Below are 25,548 nucleotides of genomic sequence, written 5' to 3'. Positions count from 1 at the left end.
GCGCTGCAGGCCCCATCCTGGGGCCTCAGCGCTTGACGGGCATCCATGCCCGTCACCTCCCTCCGCAAGTCCTTCGTTCGGCCTCCTGAAGTCGCTCAAGATCAAAAGCCAGATCAAGAGCAGATCAAGAGCAGATCAAGAGCAGATCAAGAGCAGATCAAGAGCAGATCAAGATCAACGGCAACGGCAACTGGGCCTTTGGTAGAAGGGGGCACCACTTACCAGCGCACACGGCTCGCCAGCCTCGCCTCAGAACCAGCGATCGTTCTTCTTGCGTCCACGGGTGAGGGCGGGGAGGATCAGGCCCGCCAACAGGCCGGCACCCGCGATGCTGCCGCCGTACACCATGTAGCGCATCATCACCTGTTTGTTCTCGTCGCCCAACCTTGCCTGCGTATCACGCAAGGTCGACTGGCTCTGGTCGAGCTCCTCGCTCAGCGACTTATTGCGCGCTTCGAGCTCGGTCACCAGCTGCTTGCGCGAATCGAGGGTTTCCTGCATGCCCTGGACGCGGTTTTTCCAGCTGTCGTCGATGGTCTTCAGTTGCCCCGTAAGCTCCGCAACCTGCGCATCCAGCTGCGGCAAGCGGTCGCCCTGGCCAGGTACCGACTGCAAGTCGCTGGACAGGATCCACACCACGTCGCCGTTCTGCCCGCGCACTTGGCTGTAGTTACCCTGGGTGCTGAGCAAGGTCAGTTTCTGGCCAGACTTGAGGGTGCCGACGATACGGTGACCGTCTGTCGGGCCGCTGCGCACATAGGTGCTCAGGCTGTCGCTCACCCAGCGAGCATCGCTGGCAGGCTCTTCGGCATGCGCCGGCACGGCAAGGGCCACCGTGGCGGCGAACAGGCCACTGCGCAGGGCAGTGAGGGCGTAGGCAGTTGGGCGGGAATCGGGCATTTTGAGTCTTCGCTGAAACAGGACAAAAGTAGGCCGGGGACGGGGCCGGTGAACCGGTCGGTGGGTTGACCGTCAGCCAAAGACCTTTTTTTTGTAAGCTGGTTCAGCGACTGGGTTCGGAAATATCTACAGCATGTTGCGATGTGTGGCGGGGCCGACTTCCACACGATTGTCAGGGCAGCGACTCGTTCAAGTCCCGTTTGAGACGTGTGGCATCCCTTGCAGGATCTCACTGTCATTTTAGTTGGTGGCAGGATGACCCTTTCTTTGTCACGTTCTGTTAACCTGAACGGCATCACCTGGGCCTGCAACCCCGAGCAGCGTGGACACGTTGCTTGCAGCGGCCCGGGTTGTACCAGGAAACGGAGATTCGTCTAGATGGCCACTGACCGTGTGAGCCTGATTCATTTCGATAAACTGAGCATGAGCCCAGATGCTGCCGACCGGTTCCAGTCCGCCCTCGACGCCCTGGAGGCGCTGAAGCTGCAGGACCGTTACGTGTACCTCATCGCTCCCTATCTGGGTGATATCGCGGACGCTTCCGATACTGAGCAATTGGCCACGGCGCTGCAGCAGAGCCAGCGCGTGGTCGAGGAATTACTGGCTGCCAGGTCGGTAACCCAGGCCAAGGCAGAAGAGGTCAACCAGGTGTTCCAGCGCGCTGCGGAGCGCGCCCGGGCCGAGCTGTCGGGCTGAGCCGCGCATCGCCCAGGCCCTGCCGCTTTTGCTGCTTCACCCGCCCGGTAACTGCTTCCCCAGATAGCGAAGAGGGTAGAAGGCCATGCGTTGCGTTCGCCGCGTCATGCTGCTTCTGTCTTGCCTGGCATTACTGCCAGGCTTCGTCGTGCCGGCCGAGCGCTGCCAGCGATTGAGCGCCACCGGTAACCCTGAATACCCCCCTTATCTATGGCGCGACCCTGCCAACCCTCAGCAACTGATCGGCGCCAATGCCGACCTGGTCAAGCACCTGGCCGAGCGCCTGGGCCTTGAGATCGATGTGGTGTATGGCGGGCCGTGGTCCCGCGCCCAGGAAGAGGTGCGCACTGGCAGGATCGACCTGTTGGCCGGTTATTTCATCACCGATGCACGTGAGCAGCAGATGGATTTCGTGCTGCCCCCCTTCCTCCATACGCCGAGCGTGGTCTGGGTGCGCCGGGAGGGCACCTTTGACTACCGGCGATGGGCCGACCTAAGGGGGCGCAAAGGCGGCACGCTGGTGAACAACAGCCACGGCCAGCAGTTCGATGACTACGCCCGGCAATATCTCACCCTCGAAGCCGTGCCCACCGCCAGGCAGGCATTTGAAAAGCTGGTGCACAAACGCAGTGATTACGTGGTTTACGAGCAATACCCCGGAATGGCGCTGGCCCGCACGCTGGGTATTGAAGGCGAGCTGCTGGTGCTGCAGCCGCCTGTATCCAGCGAGGGGCTTTATCTGGCGATGTCGCGCGCCTCACCTTGCAATCAACCCGCATTGATCGAGGCGCTCACTCGCGAGATGAAGGCGGTCACCGCGGGAGCACTGCCTGATCAACTGTTGAAGCAGAACCTGCAGCGACGGCAGGAATGAGGCAACGCAGCCTCGCTACCGCATCTGCAGGATGATCGGGCTGCTACTGGCCGGGTCGGTATGGTCCCGCAGCTTCGCCACCGCCGCCGGGTCCACCGTCGGGCCATGGTTACCCCAGGCACTGCGCACGAAGCTCAGTACCTCGGCAACCTCCTGATCGCTCAACTGTGCCCTGAACGCTGGCATCCGGTAGGCGTCCGGCATGCCGGCAGCCACCACGCGCTGTGAACCGTTGAGGGTGATGTTGATGGCTGAAGCGTTCTCCTTGGCCAAGGCCGAGGTAGCGCCGGCCAGCGGTGGCATCCACTCGCCCTGGCCCTTGCCGTCCATGCCGTGGCAGGAAGCGCAGCGGGTCACGTAAGTGTGCGCCCCAGGCCGATCGAGCTGGGCGACACCAGGCTCATCCTGATACTGCCAGGGCGTGCCGTCGCGTGCGGGGTCGCCCGGTAGCGACTTGAGGTAACGAGCGATGGCTGACAGGTCCTGATCGTTCATGAACTGCGTGGAGTTGTTGAACGCCTCGGTCATGGAGCCGAATACCACGGCATGACGGTTACGCCCAGTTTTCAGAAACTGCACCACATCGGCCTCGCTCCAGCGGCCAAGGCCTGTGTTGTGATCGGCGCGCAGGCTTGGCGCATACCAGCCGTCTAGCAGCGCCCCCGCCAGGAACGGTGCGCCGCTGTCATCCAGCGCCTTCTCATTGAACGCCAGCCCGCGGGGTGTGTGGCAGCTGCCGCAGTGGCCGGGGCCCTGCACAATGTAGGCACCCCGGTTCCAGAGCGCATCCTGCCCGGGTTTGTCGGCGTAAGGCTCGGTGGCAGCGAACAGGCCGTTCCACAGGGCGATGGGCCAGCGCATGTTCAGCGGCCACGGGATACTACTGGCCTGGTTGGGCTGGCGTGCCGGTTGCACGCTGCGCATGAAGAACGCATACAAGGCCTTGACGTCTTCATCGCTGAGCTTGGCGTAGGACGGGTAGGGCATGGCCGGGTACAGCCGTCGCCCACCCGGCGCCACCCCGTGGCGCACGGCGCGGTCGAAGTCCGCCAGGCTGTAGCTGCCAATGCCGGTGTCAGCGTCGGGGGTGATGTTGGTGGCATGGATGGCGCCCAATGGCGTCGCCATTTCCAGCCCGCCGGCAAAGGGCTTTTGCCCTGGCAGGCTGTGGCAGGCCACGCAGTCGCCAAGGCGCGCCACGTATTCGCCTCGGCTTACCAGGGCCGGGTCATCGATGGCTGCCTGTGAACGTTCAAAAGGCGAGGCCGGCTCACGGGTGACGTACCACGTCACCAGGCCCGCGGCCACTGCACAGGGCAGCAGCAACCAGCCAAGGGTTGTTTTCATACGGCGTGTCATCGCGGCGTCCTTGTCGGTCAGCTGAAGGTATGGCGGCTCATGGGCAGGCTACGCACCCGTTTGCCGGTGAGCTGGGCAACCGCGTTCGCCACGGCAGGCGCCACCGCTGGCAAGGGCGGCTCGCCGATGCCACCCATCTTCGCGCCGCTCTCGATGATGCGCACATGCACCCGTGCCATGCGCGACGGCGGCAGGATCGGATAGAGGTCGTAATTGCGCGCCCGGGGCATGCCGTCCACATACACAGCTTCTTCCACCAGCGTTTGTGAAAGGCCCAGCGCCACGGCGCCATTGACCTGATGCTCGATGATGGCTGGGTTGACGATGCTGCCAGGGTCGATGGCCTGCCAGATGTCATGCACCTTCACCTGGCCATTCTCGATCGACACTTCGGCGATCACCGCAGCCTCGGAACCGAACGGCGACGCCATGGCCACGCCCCGCGCCCGTCGGCTGCCGTCCTCGGCGGTGAACGGCCCGCGCTTCCAGCCGCCAGACAACTCGTCCACGGCTTGCAGCAGGTGGGTCAGCCGCGGGTTGTCACGCAGCAGGTGCAGGCGCAGTTCAAACGGGTCCTTGCCACCTTTGTCGGCCAGCTCGTCCAGAAAGGACTCGTAGAAGAAGTCGTTCAGCGAATTGCCCACCGACCGCCAGTAACCGAGCATCGCCGGCCCCTTCACATAGACTTGGGCGATGCGCTTGTGCGCGATTGCATAGGCCTTGCCCGACAGCCCCTCAAGCGCCGTGGGGTCGATCTTCTCGCCCTGCTTGCCCGCCAGTGCCTCGGTCGGGCCTTCGGTGGCGCTGACCGCCTCCAGGGCTATGGGCATACCGTCGGCATCCAGCGCGGCACGGAACTTCACGGCAGCAACCGGGCGCAGCACGTCGCGCAGAAACTCTTCTTCCCGGCTCCAGATCAGTTTCACCGGCTGGCCGACCGCTTTAGCCAGCGCGATGGCTTGCGGGTAAGGGTTGGCGGACTCATACAGAAAATGGCGGCCAAAGAAGCCGCCCAGCAGGGGCGAGTGCAGGGTGATCTGGCTCGCGTCCAGGCCCGTGCGTTTGGCAATGTCGTCGCGGAACATGTCGGGCGCCTGGTTCGGCAACCAGACTTCCAGGGTGCCGTCCGGGTTGAAGCGGGCCAAGGCAGAGGGAGGCTCCAACTGGGCGTGGTTAAGGTACTGGTTGTGGTAGCTGGCTTCTACCTTGGTTGGTGCGCTGCCGAGGGTAGCTGCGAAATCGCCCGCCTGCTCTTCATCCCGGGCCGGGCCTTGCGTCGCGCCCAAGTGCTCTACCCAGCGGTCGCTGGAAAAGTCCGCAGGCATCGCGCGCACGGTGGCGCCAGCCGCCGCTTCCTGCCAGTCCACCTGCAGGGCCTCCACGGCCCGCTTGGCGTGCCACCAGCGCTGGGCGACCACCGCCACGGCCCCTGGCAGTTGATGCACCGAGTGCACGCCGTGCATGGCCTTGACCTCGGCCTCGTTGCGCAGGCCGCCAACGGTCATGCCCAGGCGCGGTGCGTGCTGGACAGCGGCATGCAGCATGTTCTCGACGGTGATATCGATGCAGTACATGGCCTTGCCGGTGGACTTGTCACGGGCATCCAGGCGCATGACAGGCTTGCCGATCCAGCGGAACGTGGCCGGGTCGCGGAGCTTCAGGGTGGTGGGGTCGGGTACCGGCAGGTCCATGGCCCGCCCGGCCAGCTCGCCGTAGGGTATGGACCGCCCGGTCGTGGTATGTACTACAGTACCCGGGGTGGTGGACAGCTCTGCCAACGGCACACCCAGCTTCTCGGCGCCCGCCTGCAGCAGCATGGCCCGGGCGAGGGCGCCAAGGCGGCGCATGGTGGGGTAGCTCATGCGCACCGACATGCTCCCACCTGTGATGCGCATGCCGTTCTCCATCACCACATAGGCTTCACCCGGCGGCGCGCTCTCGACCACGAAGTTGGCGGGGTCGACGTCGAGCTCTTCGCCAACGATCTGCGCCATGGCGGTGAACGGCCCCTGGCCGCCTTCCATGAACGGGCTCAGCAGGCGCACCGTGCCGTCAGGGCGAATCTCCAGAAACGCGGGCACCTGGGTACCACGCTCGGCATGGGTGGCTGCCTGCACGCGAGGGATGCCAAGCGGGAGGCCAAAGCCGAGCACCAGTGCACCCACCGCAGTACCGGCAAGAAAACGCCGGCGTGACAGGTTCACGGTTTCGCCAGCCTGCAATTTGGCCAACTCAGGGAACGTATCCATCAGGCTTTCTCCCCTTGCGCCAGCGCGTGCATCGCCGCATGGATGGCGTTGTAGGTGCCGCAGCGGCACAGGTTGACCATGGCCGCATCGATCTGCTCATTGCTGGGGTTAGGGGTGTGCTTGAGCAGCGCGGTCGCCGCCATCACCTGCCCTGACTGGCAGTACCCGCATTGGGCCACCTGGTGCTCAACCCACGCCGCGACCACCTTCTTGCCGACAGGGTCGTCCTCGATCGCCTCGATGGTGGACACTTCGCGGCCCTCCACACCCGCCACTGGCGTGACGCAGGCGCGCACCACCACACCGTCGACCAGTACCGAGCACGCCCCGCACTGGGCCAGGCCACAGCCATATTTGGTGCCGGTGAGGCCCAGGTCGTCCCTGAGCACCCACAGCAGGGGCGTGTCGGCTTGCGCTTCGACCTGGTAGGCCGCGCCGTTGATGCGTAATTCCATGGTTCACCTGCCCATCATCGGTTGCTGTCGCTGTTCTGAGATACACCGGAGGTACGTTGCCCCCGTCCGCAAACGCTAGCACATCGTGTCGACCGGCCATCCGAGCAGCAGGCAGGTCCAGAGGATCAGGCAAGCATTCCCCCGGAATACGCAAGCGCAAGCCGCCTGGCGCGGCGCAGCGGGTACCGGGGAGGATTTCCACGGCGAAAACCCGGATAATGCCGGCCAATTCTGTTCTGCACGTTTAAATCACGGTAAACCCGCATGGAAATCAAGGTCAATTTTCTCGACAATCTGCGCCTCGAAGCCAAGTTCGACGACTTCACGGTGATTGCCGACCAACCGATCCGCTACAAGGGAGACGGCTCGGCGCCGGGGCCGTTTGATTACTTCCTGGCGTCCTCGGCCCTGTGCGCCGCGTACTTCGTCAAGCTGTACTGCCAGGCCCGCGATATTCCGACCGAGAACATTCGGCTGTCGCAGAACAACATCGTCGACCCTGAAAACCGCTACAACCAGGTCTTCAAGATTCAGGTCGAGTTGCCCGAAGACATCTCCGAGAAAGACCGCCAGGGCATCCTGCGTTCCATCGACCGCTGCACGGTGAAGAAGGTGGTGCAAACCGGCCCCGAGTTCGTCATCGAGGTGGTGGACAACCTGGATGCCGACGCCCAGGGGCTGTTGATGCCGGTGGCGCAGACCAGCACCCGTATCCCCGGCAAGGACCTGCCGCTGGAACAGACCATCGCCAATATGTCCGGCATTCTGGCGGGCTTGGGCATGAAGATCGAAATCGCCTCGTGGCGCAATATCGTGCCCAACGTCTGGTCGCTGCACGTGCGTGACGCGCAGTCGCCGATGTGCTTCACCAACGGCAAGGGCGCCACCAAGGAGGCCGCCCTGGCGTCGGCCCTGGGCGAGTTCATCGAGCGCCTGAATTGCAACTTCTTCTACAACGACCAGTTCTGGGGCGAAGACATCGCCAATGCGCCGTTTGTGCATTACCCGAACGAGCAATGGTTCAAGCCCGGCCCGCGTGACGCGCTGCCAGGGGAAATCCTCGACGAATACTGCCTGGCCATCTACAACCCCGATGGGGAGCTCCGCGGCTCGCACCTGTACGACACCAACTCAGGTAACACGGCGCGGGGCATCTGCTCACTGCCATTCGTGCGCCAGTCCGATGAACAGGTGGTGTACTTCCCGTCCAACCTGATCGAAAACCTGTTCCTGAGCAACGGCATGAGCGCAGGCAATACCCTGGCTGAAGCCCAGGTGCAGTGCCTGTCGGAAATCTTCGAACGGGCCGTGAAGCGCGAGATCCTCGAAGGCGAGCTGTGCCTGCCGGATGTGCCGGCAGAGGTGCTGGCCCGTTACCCCGGCATCGTGGCTGGCATCCAGGGGCTGGAGGAGCAGGGCTTCCCGGTGCTGGTCAAGGATGCCTCGCTCGGGGGTGAGTTCCCGGTAATGTGCGTGACCTTGATGAACCCGCGCACAGGGGGCGTGTTCGCCTCGTTCGGTGCACACCCGAGCATGGAGGTGGCGCTGGAACGCAGCCTTACCGAGCTGCTGCAGGGCCGCAGCTTCGAGGGCCTCAATGACCTGCCGCAGCCGACCTTCGAAAGCCACGCGCTGACCGAGCCGAACAACTTCGTCGAACACTTCATTGATTCCAGCGGTGTGGTGTCCTGGCGCTTCTTCAGCAGCAAGGCCGACTTCGAATTCGTCGAGTGGGACTTCTCGGGCCAGGGCGAGGATTGCAACGCCCAGGAAGCCGCCACCCTGTTCGGCATCCTGGCCGACCTGGGCAAAGAGGTGTACATGGCGGTGTACGATAACCTCGGTGCCACCGCCTGCCGCATCCTGGTGCCTGGGTACTCGGAAATCTACCCCGTGGAAGACCTGATCTGGGACAACACCAACCGCGCCCTGAGCTTCCGGGCCGATATTCTCAACCTGCACAGCCTCGACAACCGCTCCCTTAAGCTGTTGCTCAAGCGCCTGGACAACTGTGAGGTGGATGACTACACCACCATCACCACGCTGATCGGCGTGGAGTTCGATGACAACACGGTGTGGGGCCAGCTGACCATTCTCGAGCTCAAATTGCTTATCTGCCTGGCTGTGCAACGCTTCGAGGATGCCAAGGAGCTGGTCGAGGCGTTCTTGCAGTTCAACGACAACACCGTCGAGCGGGGCCTGTTTTACCAGGCGCTGAACGTGGTGCTGGAGGTGATGCTGGACGACGACCTGGAAATGGCCGACTTCGAAACCAACTTCCGGCGCATGTTCGGCGACGCGCGCATGGACGCGGTGCTGGGGTCTGTCGACGGCAGCGTACGCTTCCACGGCCTGACCCCGACCAGCATGAAGCTCGAAGGCCTGGACCGCCACCTGCGGCTGCTCGACAGCTACAAGAAACTGCACGCAGCGCGGGCCCGCATGGCCTGAGGGTGTGAGGCCATGCGCGGCGGGGCAGGCCCCGCGTGGCCGAGGGTCATTGGCTGCAAATCTCTTGCAGGATGTTTCAAACGGTTGAAGCGGTGAACTATCACCGCTCCAGGGTGCTCATTGGTTTAGCGCACCTTGCGCGCCCCTGTGGGCTTTTGCCCGTCAGAGCTGGGTCACCGAATGAAAAGGAGGCACCGTGACCGTAACCGACCAAACCCTCTACCGCTGCAGGCCCGGCCCGCTGCACGCGCTGCTGTTGGCAGGCAGCGTGCCGTTGTTCCTTGGCGCCATGCTGAGCGACATCGCCTACTACAACAGCTACCAGATCCAGTGGAGCAATTTCGCCGCCTGGCTTATCGCCGGTGGCCTGGTGTTCTGCGGGCTGGCGTTGCTGTTCGCTTTCGTCAACCTGGTGCGGGCGCGGCAGAAAGCCGGCCGGCCGACCCTGTATTTCGTGTTGTTGCTGGTGACCTGGTCGCTGGGCTTGGTCAACGCGTTCGAGCATGCCAAGGATGCCTGGGCCGTGATGCCGTCGGGCTTGGTACTGTCGGTGATCGTGACCGTGCTTGCCGTGGTGGCGGCCTTTCTCGGGTTGAGCAACCTGCGCGCGCGAGGTGAAGCATGAAACGTCTACATGCACTGAGCCTGTTGTCCTTTTCGCTGCTGCTGGCCGCTTGTGGCGGCGATGGCGAGCCCACCCAGGCCCATGGCCCGGACCCAAAACTACCTGAACCCCAGCGCGGCCTGCTGCCGAGCATGAAGATCGCCCAGCCGGTTGCGTGGGGCCAGCAGAAGCCGACCGTGCCAGACGGCTTCAGCGTCACGGCCATCGCCACCGACCTGAAGATCCCGCGGCAAACCCTGGTGCTGCCCAATGGCGACATCCTGGTCGCTGAAGGGCGGGGCGGTAGCGCGGCCAAGCTCAAGCCCAAGGACGTGATCGCCAGCCAGATCAAGGCCAAAGGCAATACCCAGGTCAAGGGTGGCAACCGCCTGACGCTGCTGCGCGATGCCGATGGTGACGGGCGTTATGAAATGCAGACAGTGTTTGCCGAAAACCTCAACGCCCCTTATGGCCTTGCATTTGCAAACGGCAAGGTCTATGTGGCCAACCAGGATGCGCTGGTGAGCTTTGACTACAAGGACGGCCAGACCAAGGCCGAGGGCGCACCTGCCAAGGTCACCGACCTGCCCGCCGAGATCAACCACCACTGGACCAAGGCACTCACCGCCAGCCCAGACGGGCGTTACCTGTATGTGGGCATCGGCTCTAACAGCAACATCACCGAACGCGGCCTTGAGGTTGAAATCGACCGCGCCATGGTCTGGCAGGTGGATGCCCAGACCGGTGCCCACCGCCCGTACGCTACCGGCCTGCGCAACCCGACGGCGCTGACCATCCAGCCAGGCACCGGCCAGCTGTGGACCGTAGTGAACGAGCGTGACGAACTGGGCCCCGACCTGGTGCCGGACTACCTGACGTCGGTGCGCGAAGGCGGTTTCTATGGCTGGCCCTACAGCTACTGGGGGCAGAATGTAGACGACCGGGTGCGGCCGCAGAACCCTGCCAAAGTTGCCGCAGCCATCAAACCGGACTACAGCCTGGGCTCGCACGTGGCAGCCCTTGGGGTCGACTTCTCCACAGCCGCCATGGGCGAAGGCTTCACCGATGGCGTGTTCGTGGGCGAACACGGCAGCTGGAACCGCCCGAACCCTGTGGGCTACAAAGTGATCTTCGTGCCGTTCAGCAATGGCAAGCCGGCGGGCGAGCCGATCGACTTCGCCACTGGCTTCCGCGGCGAAGATGGCAAGACTCGCGGGCGGCCAGTGGGTGTGACCGTGGACCCGCGGGGGGCGTTGATCATCGCTGACGATCTGGCCAACACCGTATGGCGGGTAACGCGTAACTGATACGGCCAGTCATTGCCTTTGTTGCATGCCCATGGTTTGCCCATGGCATGCAACGTTCTGAATGTGATCCATGCCACTCCAGATGATGGCCAGTATTTAAATGGCGAATGCCAGCCGTGCATAGTTTCGATTTCCATAAGCCCCATCGATCACTCCATCCTGTCGTCACGTGTTTGATGATGGAGGAAGGTCATGTTCAGTAAAACCATGCTCATGGTGGCGGTGCCGGTAGCCCTGGCAGTGCTTGCAGGCGCCATGCTGCCGTTTCAGGCGGCCGGTAACGCCGCTGCGGGCCGCGCACTGGGCCATTGGTTGTGGGGGGCGTTCGCGTCGCTCACCGTCAGCGGCATCGTAGTGATTGCGGCACTGTTGATCTTGCGCGTGCCGGCGCCAGAGGTAGGCAGGGCACTGCAGGGGCCGTGGTGGCTATGGATCGGTGGCGTGCTGGGTGCCTTGTACGTGGCCGGTGCAGCAGCGCTGACGCCCAAATTAGGGGCGGCAGGCTTTCTGGTGCTGGTGGTTGCGGGGCAAATGATGATGGCCGTGGTGGCCGACCATTTCGGGTGGATGGGGCTGGCCGGCAGGCCCCTTGGCTGGGGGCGGGTAGCCGGCTTGCTGCTGATTCTGGGCGGCGTGTTGTTGGTGCAGGGTGGCTGGGCCACAGGTCCACTCCCCAAAACCGACACGGTGATCAAACAGCCCAATGGCTGATCAGGCGCCAGGTTGGCTGCACGCCCACACGCTTTCGCGCAGCCAGCGATGGCCCGGGTCGTTGTTCTTGCGTGTGTGCCACGCCTGCTGGTAGTCGAAGCACGCGATGTTCAGGGGCGGGGGGAACGCCTGCAGGTACGGTTGCTGTTGCAGGCACCCCACGGCACGCTGAGCCACAGTCAACACCATGTCGGTACCTGTCAATACCTCCACTGCTGCACTCCAGTGCGGCAAGGCCAGGGCAATGCGCCGCCGCAAACCCTGTTCGGCCAGGGTGCGCTCGATCTCATCGAAAGCGTCCGGGCGCATGGCCAACAGCACATGAGGGCGCGTTAACCAGTCGTTCAGTGTGAGGCCACCTGAGGGTGGCAGCACGCGCCGGTCTGCCACGCTGACGAAGGTATCCTGGAACAACGCCTGGGCGGTGATCGCTTGCGGCAATTCCGGGAACAGCCCGAGTGCCAGGTCCAGTTCGCCGTCCAGCAACTGGGCAAGCATCGTTTCGCGGCTGGCCTGGCTGATGGCCAGGTCGACCCCAGGGGCAACGCGACGCACATGGCGTACCAGCGGCGGGAGGATGATGCGCGAGGCGTAGTCCGATAACGACAGCCGAAAGCGGCGCTGGGCCAGCGCCGGGTCGAAATGCGGGGCGGCCAACAGGCCGTTCAGGCTGCCCAAGGCGTCTTCCAGCGGTTGCTCAAGGGTCTGCGCCAGGGACGTGAGCACCATCTTGCCCTGTTGGCGTATCAGCAGCGGGTCATTGAAGTGTTTGCGCAGTTGGGCGAGGGCGTGGCTGACTGCCGGTTGGCTGCGGTGCAGGCGCAGGGCTGCGCGCGTCACATGCTTTTCGCTCAGCAGGGCGTGCAAGGCCAGCAGCAGGTTGAGGTCGATTCTGCGAAGTTCATCCATGGGGCGAATAGCCATCAGCTGTGAAGGTGGCGGCCATCAGCTTAACAAATACGGGTTGCGGGGGTAGCGCTACGCCACTGCAGCCGCGACCTGTCGGCCGCTTGAAGGTATACTCACCGGCCGTTTGACTGTTATCCGAGTATTTCGATGGGTCTTTCTGCAACCGCTTCACCTGAACCGCGCCGACTGGGCGCACCCCTTGTTGCGCTCGGGCTGCTGGTAGCCGGCGCCTGGTTCCTTGATTTGAACGCAGGGTTCAAGCAGGTACTGTTGCTGCTGGTTGGCGCTGCCTTGGGCCTGACCTTGTACCACGCCGCCTTTGGCTTTACCTCAGCGTGGCGGGTGTTCATCAATGAACGCCGTGGTGCAGGCTTGCGGGCACAGATGGTCATGCTGGCCCTGGCCGTGGTGCTGTTCTTCCCGGCGCTGTCGGCGGGCACCCTGTTTGGCAACCCTGTCAATGGGCTGGTAGCGCCTGCGGGCGTTTCGGTCGTGTTCGGGGCGTTCATCTTCGGCATTGGCATGCAGCTCGGCGGCGGATGTGCCTCGGGCACACTGTTCACCGTAGGGGGTGGCAACGCGCGCATGCTGGTCACGCTGCTGTTCTTCATCATCGGTTCGGTGACGGCTACCCACCACGCGGATTGGTGGTTCGCCCTGCCATCGTTCCCGGCCACGTCGATCGTGCAGGCCTGGGGGCTCGCGCCCGCCCTGGTGGTGAGCGTGGCCGTGTTTGCGCTGATTGCATGGGCCACGGTGGTGCTGGAAAAACGCCGGCACGGTGCGCTTGAAAAGCCCGTGCCCAGCGAGCATGAAGGCTTGCGGCGGTTCCTGCGAGGCCCGTGGCCTTTGCTGTGGGGCGCCATTGCCCTGGCGCTGCTCAACTATGCCACGCTGGCGCTAGCAGGCCGGCCCTGGGGTATTACATCTGCCTTCGCCCTGTGGGGGGCCAAGGTACTGGACGCGGCAGGCGTGCAGGTGGGTACCTGGGTGTTCTGGCAAGCGCCTGCCAACGCCAAGGCCCTGGCCTCCCCACTGTGGCAGGACATCACCACGGTCATGGACCTGGGCATCGTGCTGGGGGCACTGCTGGCAGCAGGGCTGGCGGGGCGGTTCGCACCTAGCCTGAAAATCCCATTGCCTTCACTGGTAGCAGCAGTGATCGGCGGGCTGTTGCTCGGCTACGGTTCGCGGCTGGCCTATGGCTGCAACATCGGCGCCTACTTCAGCGGCATTGCCTCGGGTAGCCTGCACGGCTGGCTCTGGCTGGTCGCGGCTTACCTGGGGAACGTGATTGGTGTGCGCCTTCGCCCGATTTTTTTCGCCGGGGAACGCCGCCCGGTAACGCTGACCGGCTGCTGACAGATTCTTAATGCGCGGGGCGACCGCTGGGCGCCCCAATGCAGCACTCAACGCTGATTCCTAAAATGATAATCGGCATTAACTTCTAGCCATAACCCCATGATTAGGAAGTTATTTTCTAGCAACAGCATGCTGCACGCACTGCTCATAGTAGGTTTGCCCGATGGCCGCAGGCTTGAGCCTGGAGCGGCTGTTGAACGTCTGCTCCGTAATCCCGAAGGCGGTCATGCGCATCCAGGGCTTGGCGAACCTGCGCACCTGCAGCTTTTTGCGCGAGGCATACAGCGTTACCCCTGAAAGCTTCGCCTTCTGCGCCTCGGCTGCAATCTGCGCACCCCATTTGCAAGTGTGGCGATCATTCTGGGTCAACGGCCGAGCCTGCGCGCCCATGGTAGCTGAGGCCAACAGGCACCCTGCCGCCATTGCTAGAAATACTCGCATGTTGCTGTCCTAAGCATCTGAAGAGAAAAGAAGTTTGCCTTCAGATAATTCGTACAGGGGCCAGCACTTTGCCCTCAGTTGCGTTCAGGCTGGCGATAGCTAGGCCCGCCACCCAGAGCACCGCCTCACCATAGTTGAGCCGCTGATAGAGCCCGAACAGCTCACCTTGCTGAGCGGCCTGGCCCATCAAAACCACAGTGAAAACTGCCAGCACGGTGCACGCCAGTGAGAACCAGGCGAGGGTGCGCGAGCCTGCCAAGCGCATGCCTAGCCAGGCCCAGAGCGCGCTAGCCAGCGTCAGGGTGACGAACATCATCAGCCCGGAGAGGTTATGCAGTTGTTGCGCGGTGGACGGCTGTACAGGCGTGCAGCCTTGGTCGCAGGGGAATACCCCCGTGCCGAAACTGCCCAGGCCGTGCAGCAAGACCAATGCGGCGCTCAGCAGCGCCAGTTTCGAATGCTGCCAGCGTCGCGCCAGGCCCCAGGCGAACAACATGAACAGTACGCCCAATGGGAAGTTGTTAAGCAGAGGTGACCACTGCTGGGTGGGCGCCCCGGTGGCGCCCAGCTGGCTCATGGCCATTTGCAGGTGGCTGTACCCGGGGTACGCCTTGGCGGTCAGCCATACCCCGATGGCCAGCCAAAACGGGATGAGTAGGCCGCAGGTGAGCAGTGATCGATCGAGCAGTTTCATGCAGTACACTTCCGTCCGTGGAAACCTGGGACCCTAGCAAAATGCGCAGGTACAGTGCCAGCGCCGATAGCGTGTCAGGCGTATGTGATCGTACAACTGCCTGCGCTATCATGGTGGCTGTCATTCAAGGTGAAGTACAGGGCATGTCAGAGCAACAGCCACAGGCACGGGCCCGGCGCAAGCCGCGTAGCCTGGCGCAGGAACTGGTCACGGTATTGACCGAGCGCATCCGCAGTGGCCAGCTGAAGCGCGGGGATAAGTTACCGACCGAGTCGCAGATCATGGCCGAGGAGGGCGTAAGCCGCACCGTCGTGCGTGAAGCTATCTCGCGCCTGCAGGCTGCCGGCCAGGTCGAGACCCGTCATGGTATCGGCACCTTCGTGCTGGACGCCTCGCCTGCCGCGGGCTTGCGCATCGATCCGGCCACGGTGGTCACCCTGCGCGAGGTGCTGGCAGTGCTGGAGTTGCGCATTGCCCTGGAAGTGGAGTCGGCCAGCCTGGCAGCGCAGCGGCGCAGTGACGAGCAACTGGCCGGCATGCGCGCGGCGCTGGACGAGCTGAATGAGGGCGCGGCCCATGCCCTGGATGCGGTGTCAGCGGACTTCCAGTTCCACCTGCGCATCGCCCAGGCCAGCGGCAACCACTATTTTGCCGACATCATCCATCACCTGGGCACCAGCATCATCCCGCGCACGCGCCTGAACTCCGCGCGCCTGGCCCACGATGACCAGCCCCATTACATGAGCCGGTTGATGCATGAGCACGAGGCAATCTTTGAGGCGATTGCGCGGCAGGACAGCGAGGGGGCGAAGATGGCGATGCGCATGCACCTGAGCAACAGCCGTGAGCGGCTGCGCCATGTGCATGAACGGGTGCAGGGGAACGAGGGGTAAAGGGGGCGGCGCTCGATCTACCGGGCGGCGCAATTTCACCCGCCCCCAACGGCCTCAGTTATTGCTCAAGGCCTCCCTCACACCACTCCCCATTCACCAGCCGACGCAACCCCAGTGGGTTGTCGTCACGCAGCGCTTCGGGCAGCAGCGCCTGCGGGTAGTTCTGGTAACACACCGGCCGCAGGAACCGGTCGATTGCCAAGGTCCCCACGGACGTACCCCGGGCATCCGAGGTGGCCGGGTATGGCCCACCGTGCACCATGGCGTCGCAGACTTCGACGCCGGTGGGGTAGCCGTTGACCAGAATGCGCCCGACCTTTTCCTCAAGTAGCGGCACCAGCCAGGCAAACGCGGCAAAATCCTCTGGCTCGCCGATCAACGTCGCGGTCAACTGACCCCGCAGGCCGTGCAGGGCACTGCGCAACTGCTCATTGTCACGCGCCTCTACCGCCACCGTCGTCGGGCCGAACACTTCTTCCTGCAGCAGCGGGTCCGCTTCTACCAGCAGGCGGGCTTCGGCCTTGAACAACTGCGCCCGCGCCTGGTTGCCCGTCTGCGGCTGGCCGGCCAGGTGTTCGATACTGGCATGGGCGTGAAGGTGTTCCAGGCCACTGACGTAACTGCGCAAGCCCCCGGCATTGAGCATGGTCTGGCCGGCCTGTTGCTGAAGGTGGCCGCCAAGGTCCGCAAGCAGCTGGCTGTAGGCAGGCGATTGCAGGCCTATCACCAACCCCGGGTTGGTACAGAACTGCCCAGCCCCCATGCACACCGACCCGGCCAGCTCGCGCGCAATGGCTTCGCCACGCTTGGCCAGCGCACCTGGCAGGATGATCACCGGGTTGATGCTGGACATCTCGGCAAACACCGGAATCGGTTGCGGGCGTTCGGCGGCCATGCGGCACAGGGCATCGCCACCCTTGAGCGAGCCGGTGAAGCCCACCGCCTGAATGGCGGGGTGCTTGACCAGCGGTTCACCCACGCCAGCCCCGAACACCATGTTGAACACGCCCTTGGGCATACCGGTGCGGGCCGCCGCGCGCTCAATGGCGCAGCCGACCAGGTCGGCAGTGGCCATATGGCCGCTGTGCGCCTTGAACACCACGGGGCAGCCTGCCGCGAGCGCAGCGGCCGTGTCACCCCCTGCGGTAGAGAATGCCAGCGGGAAGTTGCTGGCGCCGAACACGGCTACAGGGCCTACGCCGATGCGCATCTGCCGCAGGTCCACGCGCGGCAGTGGCTGGCGATCTGGCAGGGCCAGGTCGATGCGCGCGCCGAGAAAGTCGCCCCGGCGCAGCACCTGGGCAAACAGGCGCATCTGCCCGCTGGTGCGGCTCCGTTCGCCCTGGATGCGGGCAGGTGGTAACGCCGTTTCACGGCACACGATGGTGACGAAGGCGTCGTCCAGCGCGTCCAGCTCTGCGGCGATGGCGTCGAGAAATTCGGCGCGGCGGGCGGGCGTCAATTGGCGGAACGTTACGAATGCGGCCTGTGCGGCCTTGGCCGCCTGGTCCACCTCGGCGTCCGTGGCTTGGGCAAAGCTGTAGGGCAGGGGCTCGCCCGTTGTGGCGTCCAGGCTCTGCAGGCGCTGTAGGCCGGCGGCGCTGCGCTGCCCGGCGATGAAGTTGTGGCCAAGAATGTCCGGCATCTGGAACTCCTAGAGGGGAAGGGTCAGGTAATGGGTGCGGGGTTGAACAGGGTGATGTCGTTGTGCAGGCGGTGCTGTTCAGCCCAGGTGCGCTTGCGCCCGCTGGCGACATCCAGGTAGTAGTGGAACAGCTCCCAGCCCAGCGCTTCGATGCTGCTGCGCCCCGTGGCGATGCGCCCGGCGTCGATGTCGATCAGGTCCGGCCAGCGCTGCGCCAGCTCGGTGCGGGTGCACACCTTCACCACCGGCGCCATCGCCAGGCCATAGGGCGTGCCGCGGCCTGTGGTGAACACATGCAGGTTCATGCCGGCAGCCAGTTGCAGGGTGCCGCAAACAAAGTCACTGGCTGGGGTGGCGCAGAAGATCAGGCCCTTGCCATTGACGCGCTCACCGGGGCCGAGTACCCCCTGGATCGCGCCGCTGCCAGACTTGACGATCGAGCCGAGTGCTTTCTCGACGATATTCGACAAGCCACCTTTCTTGTTGCCCGGTGTGGTGTTGGCGCTGCGGTCGGCTGCCCCCTGTTGCAGGTAGCGGTCGTACCAGTCCATTTCGCGTACCAGGGCATCGGCAACCTGAGGGTCTTGGGCCCGGGAAGTCAGCATGTAGATCGCGTCACGTACCTCGGTCACCTCCGAAAACAGCACGGTCGCGCCGGCCCGCACCAGCAGGTCTGCCGCGTAGCCTAGCGCCGGGTTGGCGGTGATGCCCGAGAATGCATCACTGCCACCGCACTGCATGCCCAGAATCAACTCACTGGCCGGTACAGCCTGGCGCCGGCGTTGGTCGAGTTTTTTCAGGCGGGTTTCGGCCAGCGCCATGATCTGCTCGATCATTTCGCTGAAGCCCAGGCTTGCGTCCTGCAGGCGGTACAGCCAGGGCTCGCTCAGGTCGACGGAAGGGTCGTTGTCGTGCATCACCTGCCCGGCCTGGAGCTTTTCACACCCCAGGCTGATGACCAGCGCTTCGCCACCCAGGTTGGGGTTGCGTGCAAGGTTACGCACCGTGCGGATAGGGATGTAGGCATCGCGGGCATTGATCGCCACGCCGCAGCCGTAGCTGTGGGTGAGGGCGACCACGTCGTCCACGTTGGGGTAGCGGGGCAGCAACTCGTCGCGGATACGCTTCACCGCATGCTCCAGCACCCCAGTGACGCACTGCACGGTGGTGGTGATGCCGAGGATGTTACGGGTACCGACCGTGCCGTCGGGGTTGCGGTAGCCTTCGAAGGTATAACCTTCCAGGGGCGGCTGCGGCTGGGGTACGGCGTCGCAGCGGGGCAGGCTGGCCAGCTCGGGCGCGGCCGGCATGGCCAGCTGGCTTTCCTGCACCCAGCTACCCTGGCGCAGGTCCTCCAGGGCATAGCCAATGACCTGGCCATAGCGCCGCACCGCTTCGCCTCGGGCAATCGGCACGGTGGCCACCTTGTGGCTCTGCGGCACGGCTTCGACCAGGGTCAGGCCATCGGCAAAGCGTGCGCCTTCGCCCAGGCCACCGTCGTTGACCACCACCACGACATTGTCGTCGTCGTGCAGGCGTACGTAGCGGGGCGATTCGGAGTGTTCGATCAGCTGCATGTTCGGGCCCTACTGTTCAGGTTCTCAGGCTTTTGTACATCCGCCCGCGCCGGCATTGGCCGGCCCGGGCGTGTTCACTCAGTGCGGCGGGCTGGCCAGTTGCGGATTGGCCGCAGGCTCTGGGCGTGGCTTGGGTGGATCTTCGCGCAGCTCGATGCGCTTGATGGGGCCGACGATCACCAGGTAGCTGAATACCGCCACCAGTGCATTGGCCCCTACGTACACCAGTGCCCACTTGAACGAGCCGGTGGCGCTGATGATGTAGCCGATAACGATGGGGGTGGTGATCGAAGCGATGTTGCCAAAGGTGTTGAACAGCCCGCCGGACAGCCCGGCGATTTGCTTGGGCGAGGTGTCCGCCACCACCGCCCAGCCCAGTGCGCCAATGCCTTTGCCGAAGAAGGCAAGGGTCATGAAGCCCACCACCATCCATTCGGCGTCAACGTAGTTGCAGAACACCATGGTGGTTGACAGCAGCAGGCCACAGACAATGGGCAGTTTGCGTGAGAAGGTGAGCGAGTTGCCGCGGCGCAGCAGCCAGTCCGAGATTACCCCGCCCAGTACCCCGCCAATGAACCCGCAGATGGCCGGCAACGACGCGATGAAGCCCGCCTTCAGAATGGTCATGCCGCGCTCCTGCACCAGGTACACCGGGAACCAGGTCAGGAAGAAGTAAGTGATGGCGTTGATGCAGTACTGGCCCAGGTACACACCCAGCAGCATGCGGCTGGTGAGCAGTTGCTTTACGTAACCCCATTTAGGGCCGTCATTGCCACGCTTCTGGTCCATGTCCACCAGGCCGCCGTTCTGCTCGATGTGCTCCAGTTCGGCAGGGCTGATACGCGGGTGCTGGCGCGGGTTGTAGATGGTCTTGAGCCACACCATGGAAAACACGATGCCCAGGGCGCCCATGACCACGAACACGTGCTCCCAGCCGAAACTGAATACGATCCAGCCCATCAACGGCGCGAACAGTGCAGTGGCAAAATACTGCGCCGAGTTGAAGATCGCCGAGGCGGTGCCTCGTTCCTGGGTCGGGAACCAGGCCGCGACGATCCGCGCATTGCCCGGAAACGACGGCGCTTCGGCAAAGCCGACCAGAAAGCGCAGGGTGAACAGGGTGACCACGGCCCAGGCCACTGGCAAGCCGCCGACAAACCCCTGCAGCAGGGTAAACAGTGACCAGGTGAAGATACTGAAGGCATAGACGTTCTTCGAGCCGAAGCGGTCCAGCAACCATCCCCCCGGGATCTGCCCGGCCACGTAGGCCCAGCCGAATGCGGAGAAAATATAACCCAGGGTGACGGCGTCGATGCCGAGGTCTTTCTGCAGGCTGGAGCCTGCGATGGCAATGGTGGCGCGGTCTGCGTAATTGATCGTGGTCACCAGAAACAGCATGAACAGGATCAGGTAGCGCACATGCGTCTTCTTCGTCGCTTGCATGCGGTTGTACTCCCACTAGTTATTGTTGTGCGGGGTATTGAGATGTAGCCGGAGCGGGGCGTGCTCGCTCCGGGTGCGGCGCTGGCAGGCCGCTAACGGGGTTACTGTGGCCCCATCTTGTCCATCAAGGCTGCCAGCATTTCATACTCGTCGGCGCTCAGGTCGGTCAGCGGTGTACGCACCGGGCCTGCGTCGTAACCGGCAATACGGGCGCCTGCCTTGACGATGCTCACGGCATAGCCGGCCTTGCGGTTGCGGATGTCGAGGTAAGGCAGGAAGAAGTCGTCGATCAGCCTGGCGACGGTGGCGTGATCTTCGCGGGCGATGGCGTGGTAGAAGTCCATCGCGGTTTTGGGGATGAAGTTGAACACCGCCGATGAATACACCGGTACGCCCAGCGCCTTGTAGGCTGCGGCGTACACTTCGGCGGTCGGCAGGCCGCCAAGGTAGCTGAAACGCTCACCCAGGCGACGGCGAATCGACACCATCAACTCGATATCACCCAGGCCGTCCTTGTAACCGATCAGGTTGGGGCAACGCTCGGCCAGTTGCTCGAGCAGTGTGGCATTGAGGCGGCAGACGTTGCGGTTATAGACCACCACGCCGATGTTGACCGATTTGCACACGGCTTCAACATGGGCGGCTACCCCATCCTGGCTGGCTTCGGTGAGGTAATGCGGCAGCAGCAGCAGGCCCTTGGCCCCCAGGCGCTCGGCTTCCTGTGCATATTCGATGGCCTGGCGGGTGGCACCACCGACGCCGGCCAGAATAGGTACCGACGTGGCGCAGGTGTCCACGGCAGTTTTGATGACCTGGCTGTATTCACTGGCTGCCAGGGAGAAGAATTCCCCAGTACCACCCGCAGCGAACAGCGCGCTGGCGCCATACGGGGCCAGCCATTCCAGGCGCTTGACATAGCCGGCCTGGTTGAAGTCGCCATTGGCGTTGAAGTCGGTGACGGGGAAGGAGAGCAAGCCGTGGGAGAGGATGGATTTCAGTTCTTGTGGGTTCATTGTTATTGGCATCCAGACGCTTGAGTGAAAGGGGTGCTGTTTGTGAGAGGTAAGTTATCGTACAACCTAAACGATGACCAGTCCTTCGTTTAGATTTTCTGAGGCGGGGAGCGCGCGTCTTTTAGAACGCTCGGTGAATCTGCGCGGGATGGATGGGAGTAACTGGATCACGCGGCTTCACCTGTGGTCAGGTGATCGTATGTCTATGGGCGTGGAAGAGAATCAAATGAAAGGGGCGGCATTGCGCCGCCCCTTGGTCATGTCCGAGCAGGATGCAAGTACTCAGGCAGCCTGCTGACGCTTGCCTTGTGCTTTGCGTACCTGGGCGCGGCATGCATCACCGAACGCCTGGAAGATCTTGATCGAATCAGGGTTTTTCGCCGCCTGCCATTCCGGGTGCCATTGCACGGCGAACAGGAAGGGCGAAAGGCTCGGTGCATGGATGGCCTCCACCAGGCCGTCTTCAGCCTGGGCAATGGCCTCTATACCCTCACCCAAATTGCGCAGGCCCTGGCCGTGCAGAGAGTTCACGCGAATTTCATCGGTGCCCAAGGTGTGCTGCAGCCAGCTGCCTGGCTGAATCTTCACCCCGTGTACCTGGGCGTATTGCACTTCAACCGGGTCTTCCGGGTTTTCCCGGTGATCGTTGAAACCGGGTTCGGCGTACACCTTCTGGTAGATGTCCCCACCCAGGGCGACGTTGATTTCCTGCATGCCACGGCAGATGCCGAAGATGGGCAGCCCACGCTTGATGGCGGCTTTGACCAGGGGTATATCGAACAGGTCACGGTTCGGGTCCTGGCCTTTGCCCGGTGTTTCGTTCTGCTGGCCATATAGCGCCGGGTCGATGTTGCTGCCCGCGCCAGTCAGATAGACGCCGTCGGCCATGTCCAGGTAGGTGTCCAGGGCATCGGTACCGCAGCAGGTAGGTACCAGCACGGGGACGCAGCCTGCGAACTCGACCAGCGGGGTGATGTATTTGTGGGTCATGACCTGATAGTCATGGCCTTTGCGCTCTTGGGTACCCATGGTCATCAGGACGACGGGCTTGCGCAGGGAGGGTTGCTTGTTGCCAATGTTGCTGTTGGACATATGTCACCTTGGGACAGGCTGAACCTGTCGTTGTTGTGCAGGCGCACGGCGCGGGGCCCTGGGTGCAGCCTGTGGCCCCGAGCACTGCCGGCTCGTCATGGGCGACGATGCCGGTCGGGGCCTGTGGCTAGAGTGCCAGAGCCGTTCAATATGTCAAACGACCGTTAAGGCGCGTGCCGCCCGTAATCACGGGTCGAGGCGGTGTGAAAACGATCGTAACCCTGTGCCTGTGAGGGTTTGCCAGCTATGGTGGTCAATAATATTTAACGATGCAGTCGGCTCATTGCAGCCGTGCAAAGAAGCCATGCCGGTGCATTGACCCACGCGCTGCGCCGCGCCAGCATGGCCTGACAATACCTACCAGGAGGTTCTGATGTCCGCACCCTCAGGCGGCGCCGTTGCGCGCATTCCGTTTACCGAGCTGCAGGCACTGCTGCAGGGCATTTTCGAACGCCACGGGTGCAGCCAGGCGGTGGCGCAGGTACTGGCCAGCAACTGCGCCAGCGCCCAGCGTGATGGCGCCCATAGCCATGGCATCTTCCGCATGCCCGGGTACGTATCGACCCTGGCCAGCGGCTGGGTGAACGGCCGCGCCACACCTCAGGTCAGCGACCTGGCAGCTGGGTACGTCAGCGTCGATGCCGGGGGCGGCTTCGCGCAACCGGCGCTTGCCGCTGCGCGGGAACTGCTGGTGAAAAAAGCGCAGACGGCCGGTATCGCCGTGCTTGCCATCCACAACTCCCACCATTTTGCAGCGCTGTGGCCTGATGTAGAGCCGTTCGCCGAACAGGGCCTGATCGCCCTGAGCGTGGTCAACAGCATGACCTGCGTGGTGCCCCATGGCGGGCGCAAGCCGCTGTTCGGCACCAACCCCATCGCGTTCGCCGCGCCCTGCGCGGGGCATCCGCCGATCGTCTTCGACATGGCCACCAGCGCCATGGCCCATGGTGATATCCAGCTTGCCGCCGCCGCAGGGCAGCCGTTGGCCTCGGGGATCGGCGTTGACAGCCAAGGCGCCCCTACAACCGATGCCAAGGAAGTACTGAACGGGGGCGCCTTGCTGCCCTTTGGTGAGCACAAAGGCTCGGCCCTGTCGATGATGGTGGAGTTGCTCGCTGCGGGCCTGACCGGTGGGCATTTTTCGTGGGAATTCGACTGGGCAGAGCATCCGGGCGCCAAGACCCCTTGGACTGGCCAGTTGATTATCGTCATCAACCCAGGCCTGGGCGCAGGCCGACCGTTTGCCGAGCGCAGCCGGGTGCTGGTTGAGCAGATGCAGGCGGCGGGCTTGATGCGCATGCCGGGCGAGCGGCGCTACCGTGAGCGCGAAGTGGCCGAGCGGGAAGGGGTGGCCATGACCAAGCAGGAGTTGCAGGGGCTGAAAGCCCTGCTTGACTGACCCGGCCTCCTCGCGAGCGAAAGCGCAGCGAAAACATGCAGGGGTGCACACACAACCGTGCACGATAGTGGATGTTCCTGAGCACGCACTCCGGGTATGCTCAGGCCTGCCTTTTCGAACTGTCCTGATCCAAGGAGCTGCACGCTGTGTTCAAACATGTCGATGCCTACGCCGGCGACCCGATTCTCTCGTTGATGGAAACCTTCAAGGCCGACCCCCGCGCCGACAAGGTCAACCTGAGCATTGGCCTTTATTACGACGAGGCCGGCGTGGTGCCGCAGCTGGCTGCCGTGGATACCGTCGAAAAGCGCCTGGCCGGGCAGGACCATGAAGCATCGCTGTACCTGCCGATGGAAGGCCTGGCCAGTTATCGCCAGGCTATCCAGGCACTGCTGTTCGGTGCCGACCACCCGGCGGTCACGGGCGGGCGCGTGGCTACCGTGCAGACCGTCGGGGGCTCCGGCGCACTGAAGGTTGGCGCCGACTTCCTCAAGCGCTATTTCCCCAAGGCCGAAGTGTGGGTCAGCAACCCTACCTGGGATAACCACCGCGCCATCTTCGAGGGTGCGGGTTTCAAGGTGAACAGCTACCCGTACTTCGACCAGAACACCCGCGGCGTCGATTTCGACGGCATGCTGGCCACCCTTCAGGGCCTGCCGGCCCACAGCATCGTCCTGCTCCACCCGTGCTGCCACAACCCAACCGGTGCTGACCTCGACCAGCGCCAATGGCAGCAGGTGGTTGAAGTGGTCAAGGCACGGCAACTGATCGCGTTTCTCGACATTGCCTACCAAGGCTTTGCCGAAGGCCTGGTAGAAGACGCCTACGCCATCCGTGAAATGGCCAGCGCCGGTGTACCGTGCCTGGTCAGCAATTCGTTTTCGAAGATCTTCTCGCTGTATGGCGAACGTGTAGGCGGGCTGTCGGTGGTCTGCGAAGACCAGGCCACCACCCAGCGCGTGCTTGGCCAGCTCAAGGCCACGGTTCGCCGCAACTATTCCAGCCCGCCCAGCTTCGGCGCCCAACTGGTGGCCGGTGTGCTCGGTGATGCCGCGCTCAATGCCCAGTGGGTGGCCGAAGTAGAGGTCATGCGCAAGCGTATCCTCGACATGCGTCAGGCCCTGGTGGATGCCTTGGCCGTGCTGTTGCCCGGCCAGGACTTCCAGTTCTTCCTGCGCCAGCGTGGCATGTTCAGTTACACCGGCTTCAGCGTCGAGCAGGTACGAAGGCTGCGTGACGAGTTCGGTGTCTACCTGATCGACAGCGGCCGTGTATGCATGTCTGGCCTGCGCCCGGCGAACCTGCAGCGCGTTGCCGAGGCGTTTGCTGCCGTGCAGAAGTAACGTTGCGGCGGGCGGCTCTGAAGTCTGCACGATCAGAGCCGCTCGCTACTGCGCTTGTACAGACAAGTGCAACCGCCCCTCCGAAAAAGGCTTCGCAAGTGCAACCTTTCAGTGCACAATCGCGCCCCTCT

General features: G+C 63.5%; 22 protein-coding genes. 10 read left to right on the top strand and 12 right to left on the bottom strand.

All coding sequences use genetic code 11. From position 1 onward, the window contains the following. Positions 1–249: 249 nt before the first annotated feature. Positions 250–900 carry a TIGR04211 family SH3 domain-containing protein gene (locus tag APH25_RS04060; RefSeq protein ID WP_060481139.1) on the bottom strand — a complete coding sequence of 217 codons (651 nt, stop codon included), beginning with the start codon at positions 898–900 and terminating at the stop codon, positions 250–252. A 378-nt stretch (positions 901–1,278) separates the two neighbouring features. On the opposite strand from APH25_RS04060, the gene APH25_RS04055 reads away from it, so the two are divergent. Both APH25_RS04055 and APH25_RS04050 read left to right on the top strand, forming a co-directional pair. Next, on the top strand, positions 1,279–1,596 hold the full coding sequence (locus tag APH25_RS04055) for a hypothetical protein (RefSeq protein WP_028633799.1): 318 nt from the start codon (positions 1,279–1,281) through the stop codon (positions 1,594–1,596). 85 nt (positions 1,597–1,681) lie between these two features. Continuing rightward, the gene (locus APH25_RS04050; protein ID WP_060481138.1) at positions 1,682–2,470 is read left to right on the top strand and encodes an ABC transporter substrate-binding protein; all 789 of its coding nucleotides are present in this window, start codon (positions 1,682–1,684) and stop codon (positions 2,468–2,470) included. Between the two features lie 15 nt (positions 2,471–2,485). On the opposite strand, the gene APH25_RS04045 is transcribed toward APH25_RS04050, so the two are convergent. From APH25_RS04045 to APH25_RS04035, 3 genes are read right to left on the bottom strand one after another with little or no spacing between them, the layout of a single operon-like run. Then, on the bottom strand, positions 2,486–3,829 hold the full coding sequence (locus tag APH25_RS04045; protein ID WP_060481137.1) for a cytochrome c: 1,344 nt from the start codon (positions 3,827–3,829) through the stop codon (positions 2,486–2,488). 17 nt (positions 3,830–3,846) lie between these two features. Next, positions 3,847–6,078, bottom strand: coding sequence for a molybdopterin cofactor-binding domain-containing protein (locus tag APH25_RS04040; protein ID WP_060481136.1), 2,232 nt, complete (start codon positions 6,076–6,078; stop codon positions 3,847–3,849). Further along, positions 6,078–6,533, bottom strand: a complete 456-nt coding sequence (locus APH25_RS04035; protein ID WP_028633803.1) for a (2Fe-2S)-binding protein — start codon at positions 6,531–6,533, stop codon at positions 6,078–6,080. The genes APH25_RS04040 and APH25_RS04035 overlap by 1 nt, the downstream gene beginning before the upstream one ends. A 264-nt stretch (positions 6,534–6,797) precedes the next feature. Here APH25_RS04035 and APH25_RS04030 point away from each other — a divergent pair, with 264 nt between their 5' ends. From APH25_RS04030 to APH25_RS04015, 4 genes are all read left to right on the top strand, one after another. Continuing rightward, a complete protein-coding gene (locus APH25_RS04030; RefSeq protein ID WP_060481135.1) occupies positions 6,798–8,984 on the top strand; it encodes an OsmC domain/YcaO domain-containing protein in 2,187 nt (728 codons plus the stop codon). Positions 8,985–9,180: 196 nt separating this feature from the next. Next, positions 9,181–9,609, top strand: coding sequence for a DUF2231 domain-containing protein (locus APH25_RS04025; RefSeq protein ID WP_060481134.1), 429 nt, complete (start codon positions 9,181–9,183; stop codon positions 9,607–9,609). Continuing rightward, positions 9,606–10,895, top strand: coding sequence for a sorbosone dehydrogenase family protein (locus tag APH25_RS04020; RefSeq protein WP_060481133.1), 1,290 nt, complete (start codon positions 9,606–9,608; stop codon positions 10,893–10,895). Before APH25_RS04025 ends, APH25_RS04020 begins: the two co-directional genes overlap by 4 nt. Positions 10,896–11,087: 192 nt before the next feature. Further along, a complete protein-coding gene (locus APH25_RS04015) occupies positions 11,088–11,606 on the top strand; it encodes a DMT family transporter (protein ID WP_060481132.1) in 519 nt (172 codons plus the stop codon). Here APH25_RS04015 and APH25_RS04010 read toward each other — a convergent pair whose 3' ends face one another. Continuing rightward, positions 11,607–12,515, bottom strand: coding sequence for a LysR family transcriptional regulator (locus APH25_RS04010; protein WP_060481131.1), 909 nt, complete (start codon positions 12,513–12,515; stop codon positions 11,607–11,609). Positions 12,516–12,662: 147 nt separating this feature from the next. Here APH25_RS04010 and APH25_RS04005 point away from each other — a divergent pair, with 147 nt between their 5' ends. Continuing rightward, positions 12,663–13,877, top strand: coding sequence for a YeeE/YedE family protein (locus tag APH25_RS04005; protein WP_060481130.1), 1,215 nt, complete (start codon positions 12,663–12,665; stop codon positions 13,875–13,877). 111 nt (positions 13,878–13,988) lie between these two features. On the opposite strand, the gene APH25_RS04000 is transcribed toward APH25_RS04005, so the two are convergent. Both APH25_RS04000 and APH25_RS03995 read right to left on the bottom strand, forming a co-directional pair. Then, on the bottom strand, positions 13,989–14,318 hold the full coding sequence (locus APH25_RS04000; RefSeq protein ID WP_060481129.1) for a hypothetical protein: 330 nt from the start codon (positions 14,316–14,318) through the stop codon (positions 13,989–13,991). Between the two features lie 40 nt (positions 14,319–14,358). After that, on the bottom strand, positions 14,359–15,012 hold the full coding sequence (locus APH25_RS03995) for a DUF998 domain-containing protein (protein ID WP_060481128.1): 654 nt from the start codon (positions 15,010–15,012) through the stop codon (positions 14,359–14,361). A gap of 143 nt (positions 15,013–15,155) precedes the next feature. On the opposite strand from APH25_RS03995, the gene APH25_RS03990 reads away from it, so the two are divergent. After that, the gene (locus tag APH25_RS03990) at positions 15,156–15,905 is read left to right on the top strand and encodes a FadR/GntR family transcriptional regulator (RefSeq protein ID WP_060481150.1); all 750 of its coding nucleotides are present in this window, start codon (positions 15,156–15,158) and stop codon (positions 15,903–15,905) included. Positions 15,906–15,963: 58 nt separating this feature from the next. On the opposite strand, the gene APH25_RS03985 is transcribed toward APH25_RS03990, so the two are convergent. The 5 genes from APH25_RS03985 to APH25_RS03965 form a co-directional block, all read right to left on the bottom strand. Then, positions 15,964–17,550 carry an aldehyde dehydrogenase (NADP(+)) gene (locus tag APH25_RS03985; RefSeq protein ID WP_060481127.1) on the bottom strand — a complete coding sequence of 529 codons (1,587 nt, stop codon included), beginning with the start codon at positions 17,548–17,550 and terminating at the stop codon, positions 15,964–15,966. Positions 17,551–17,573: 23 nt separating this feature from the next. Next, positions 17,574–19,127: a galactarate dehydratase gene (gene garD, locus APH25_RS03980; RefSeq protein WP_060481126.1), complete on the bottom strand. Its 1,554-nt coding sequence runs from the start codon at positions 19,125–19,127 to the stop codon at positions 17,574–17,576. A gap of 78 nt (positions 19,128–19,205) precedes the next feature. After that, entirely contained in the window at positions 19,206–20,570 is a 1,365-nt protein-coding gene (locus APH25_RS03975; RefSeq protein ID WP_028633814.1) for an MFS transporter, read from the bottom strand. 101 nt (positions 20,571–20,671) lie between these two features. Beyond that, on the bottom strand, positions 20,672–21,583 hold the full coding sequence (kdgD, locus tag APH25_RS03970; RefSeq protein WP_060481125.1) for a 5-dehydro-4-deoxyglucarate dehydratase: 912 nt from the start codon (positions 21,581–21,583) through the stop codon (positions 20,672–20,674). Positions 21,584–21,865: 282 nt separating this feature from the next. Then, positions 21,866–22,675, bottom strand: coding sequence for a gamma-glutamyl-gamma-aminobutyrate hydrolase family protein (locus APH25_RS03965; protein WP_028633816.1), 810 nt, complete (start codon positions 22,673–22,675; stop codon positions 21,866–21,868). 373 nt (positions 22,676–23,048) lie between these two features. Between APH25_RS03965 and APH25_RS03960 the strand changes: the two genes are divergently transcribed. Continuing rightward, a complete protein-coding gene (locus APH25_RS03960; protein ID WP_060481124.1) occupies positions 23,049–24,074 on the top strand; it encodes an Ldh family oxidoreductase in 1,026 nt (341 codons plus the stop codon). Between the two features lie 146 nt (positions 24,075–24,220). Continuing rightward, the gene (locus tag APH25_RS03955) at positions 24,221–25,417 is read left to right on the top strand and encodes an amino acid aminotransferase (protein ID WP_060481123.1); all 1,197 of its coding nucleotides are present in this window, start codon (positions 24,221–24,223) and stop codon (positions 25,415–25,417) included. Positions 25,418–25,548 lie beyond the last annotated feature (131 nt).

Source organism: Pseudomonas sp. NBRC 111119 (assembly GCF_001320125.1).
In the GTDB taxonomy this organism is placed as follows: Bacteria; Pseudomonadota; Gammaproteobacteria; order Pseudomonadales; family Pseudomonadaceae; genus Aquipseudomonas; species Aquipseudomonas parafulva.
Note: the sequence above shows the minus strand (reverse complement) of the source record. Positions and strands in the feature narration are given on the sequence as shown.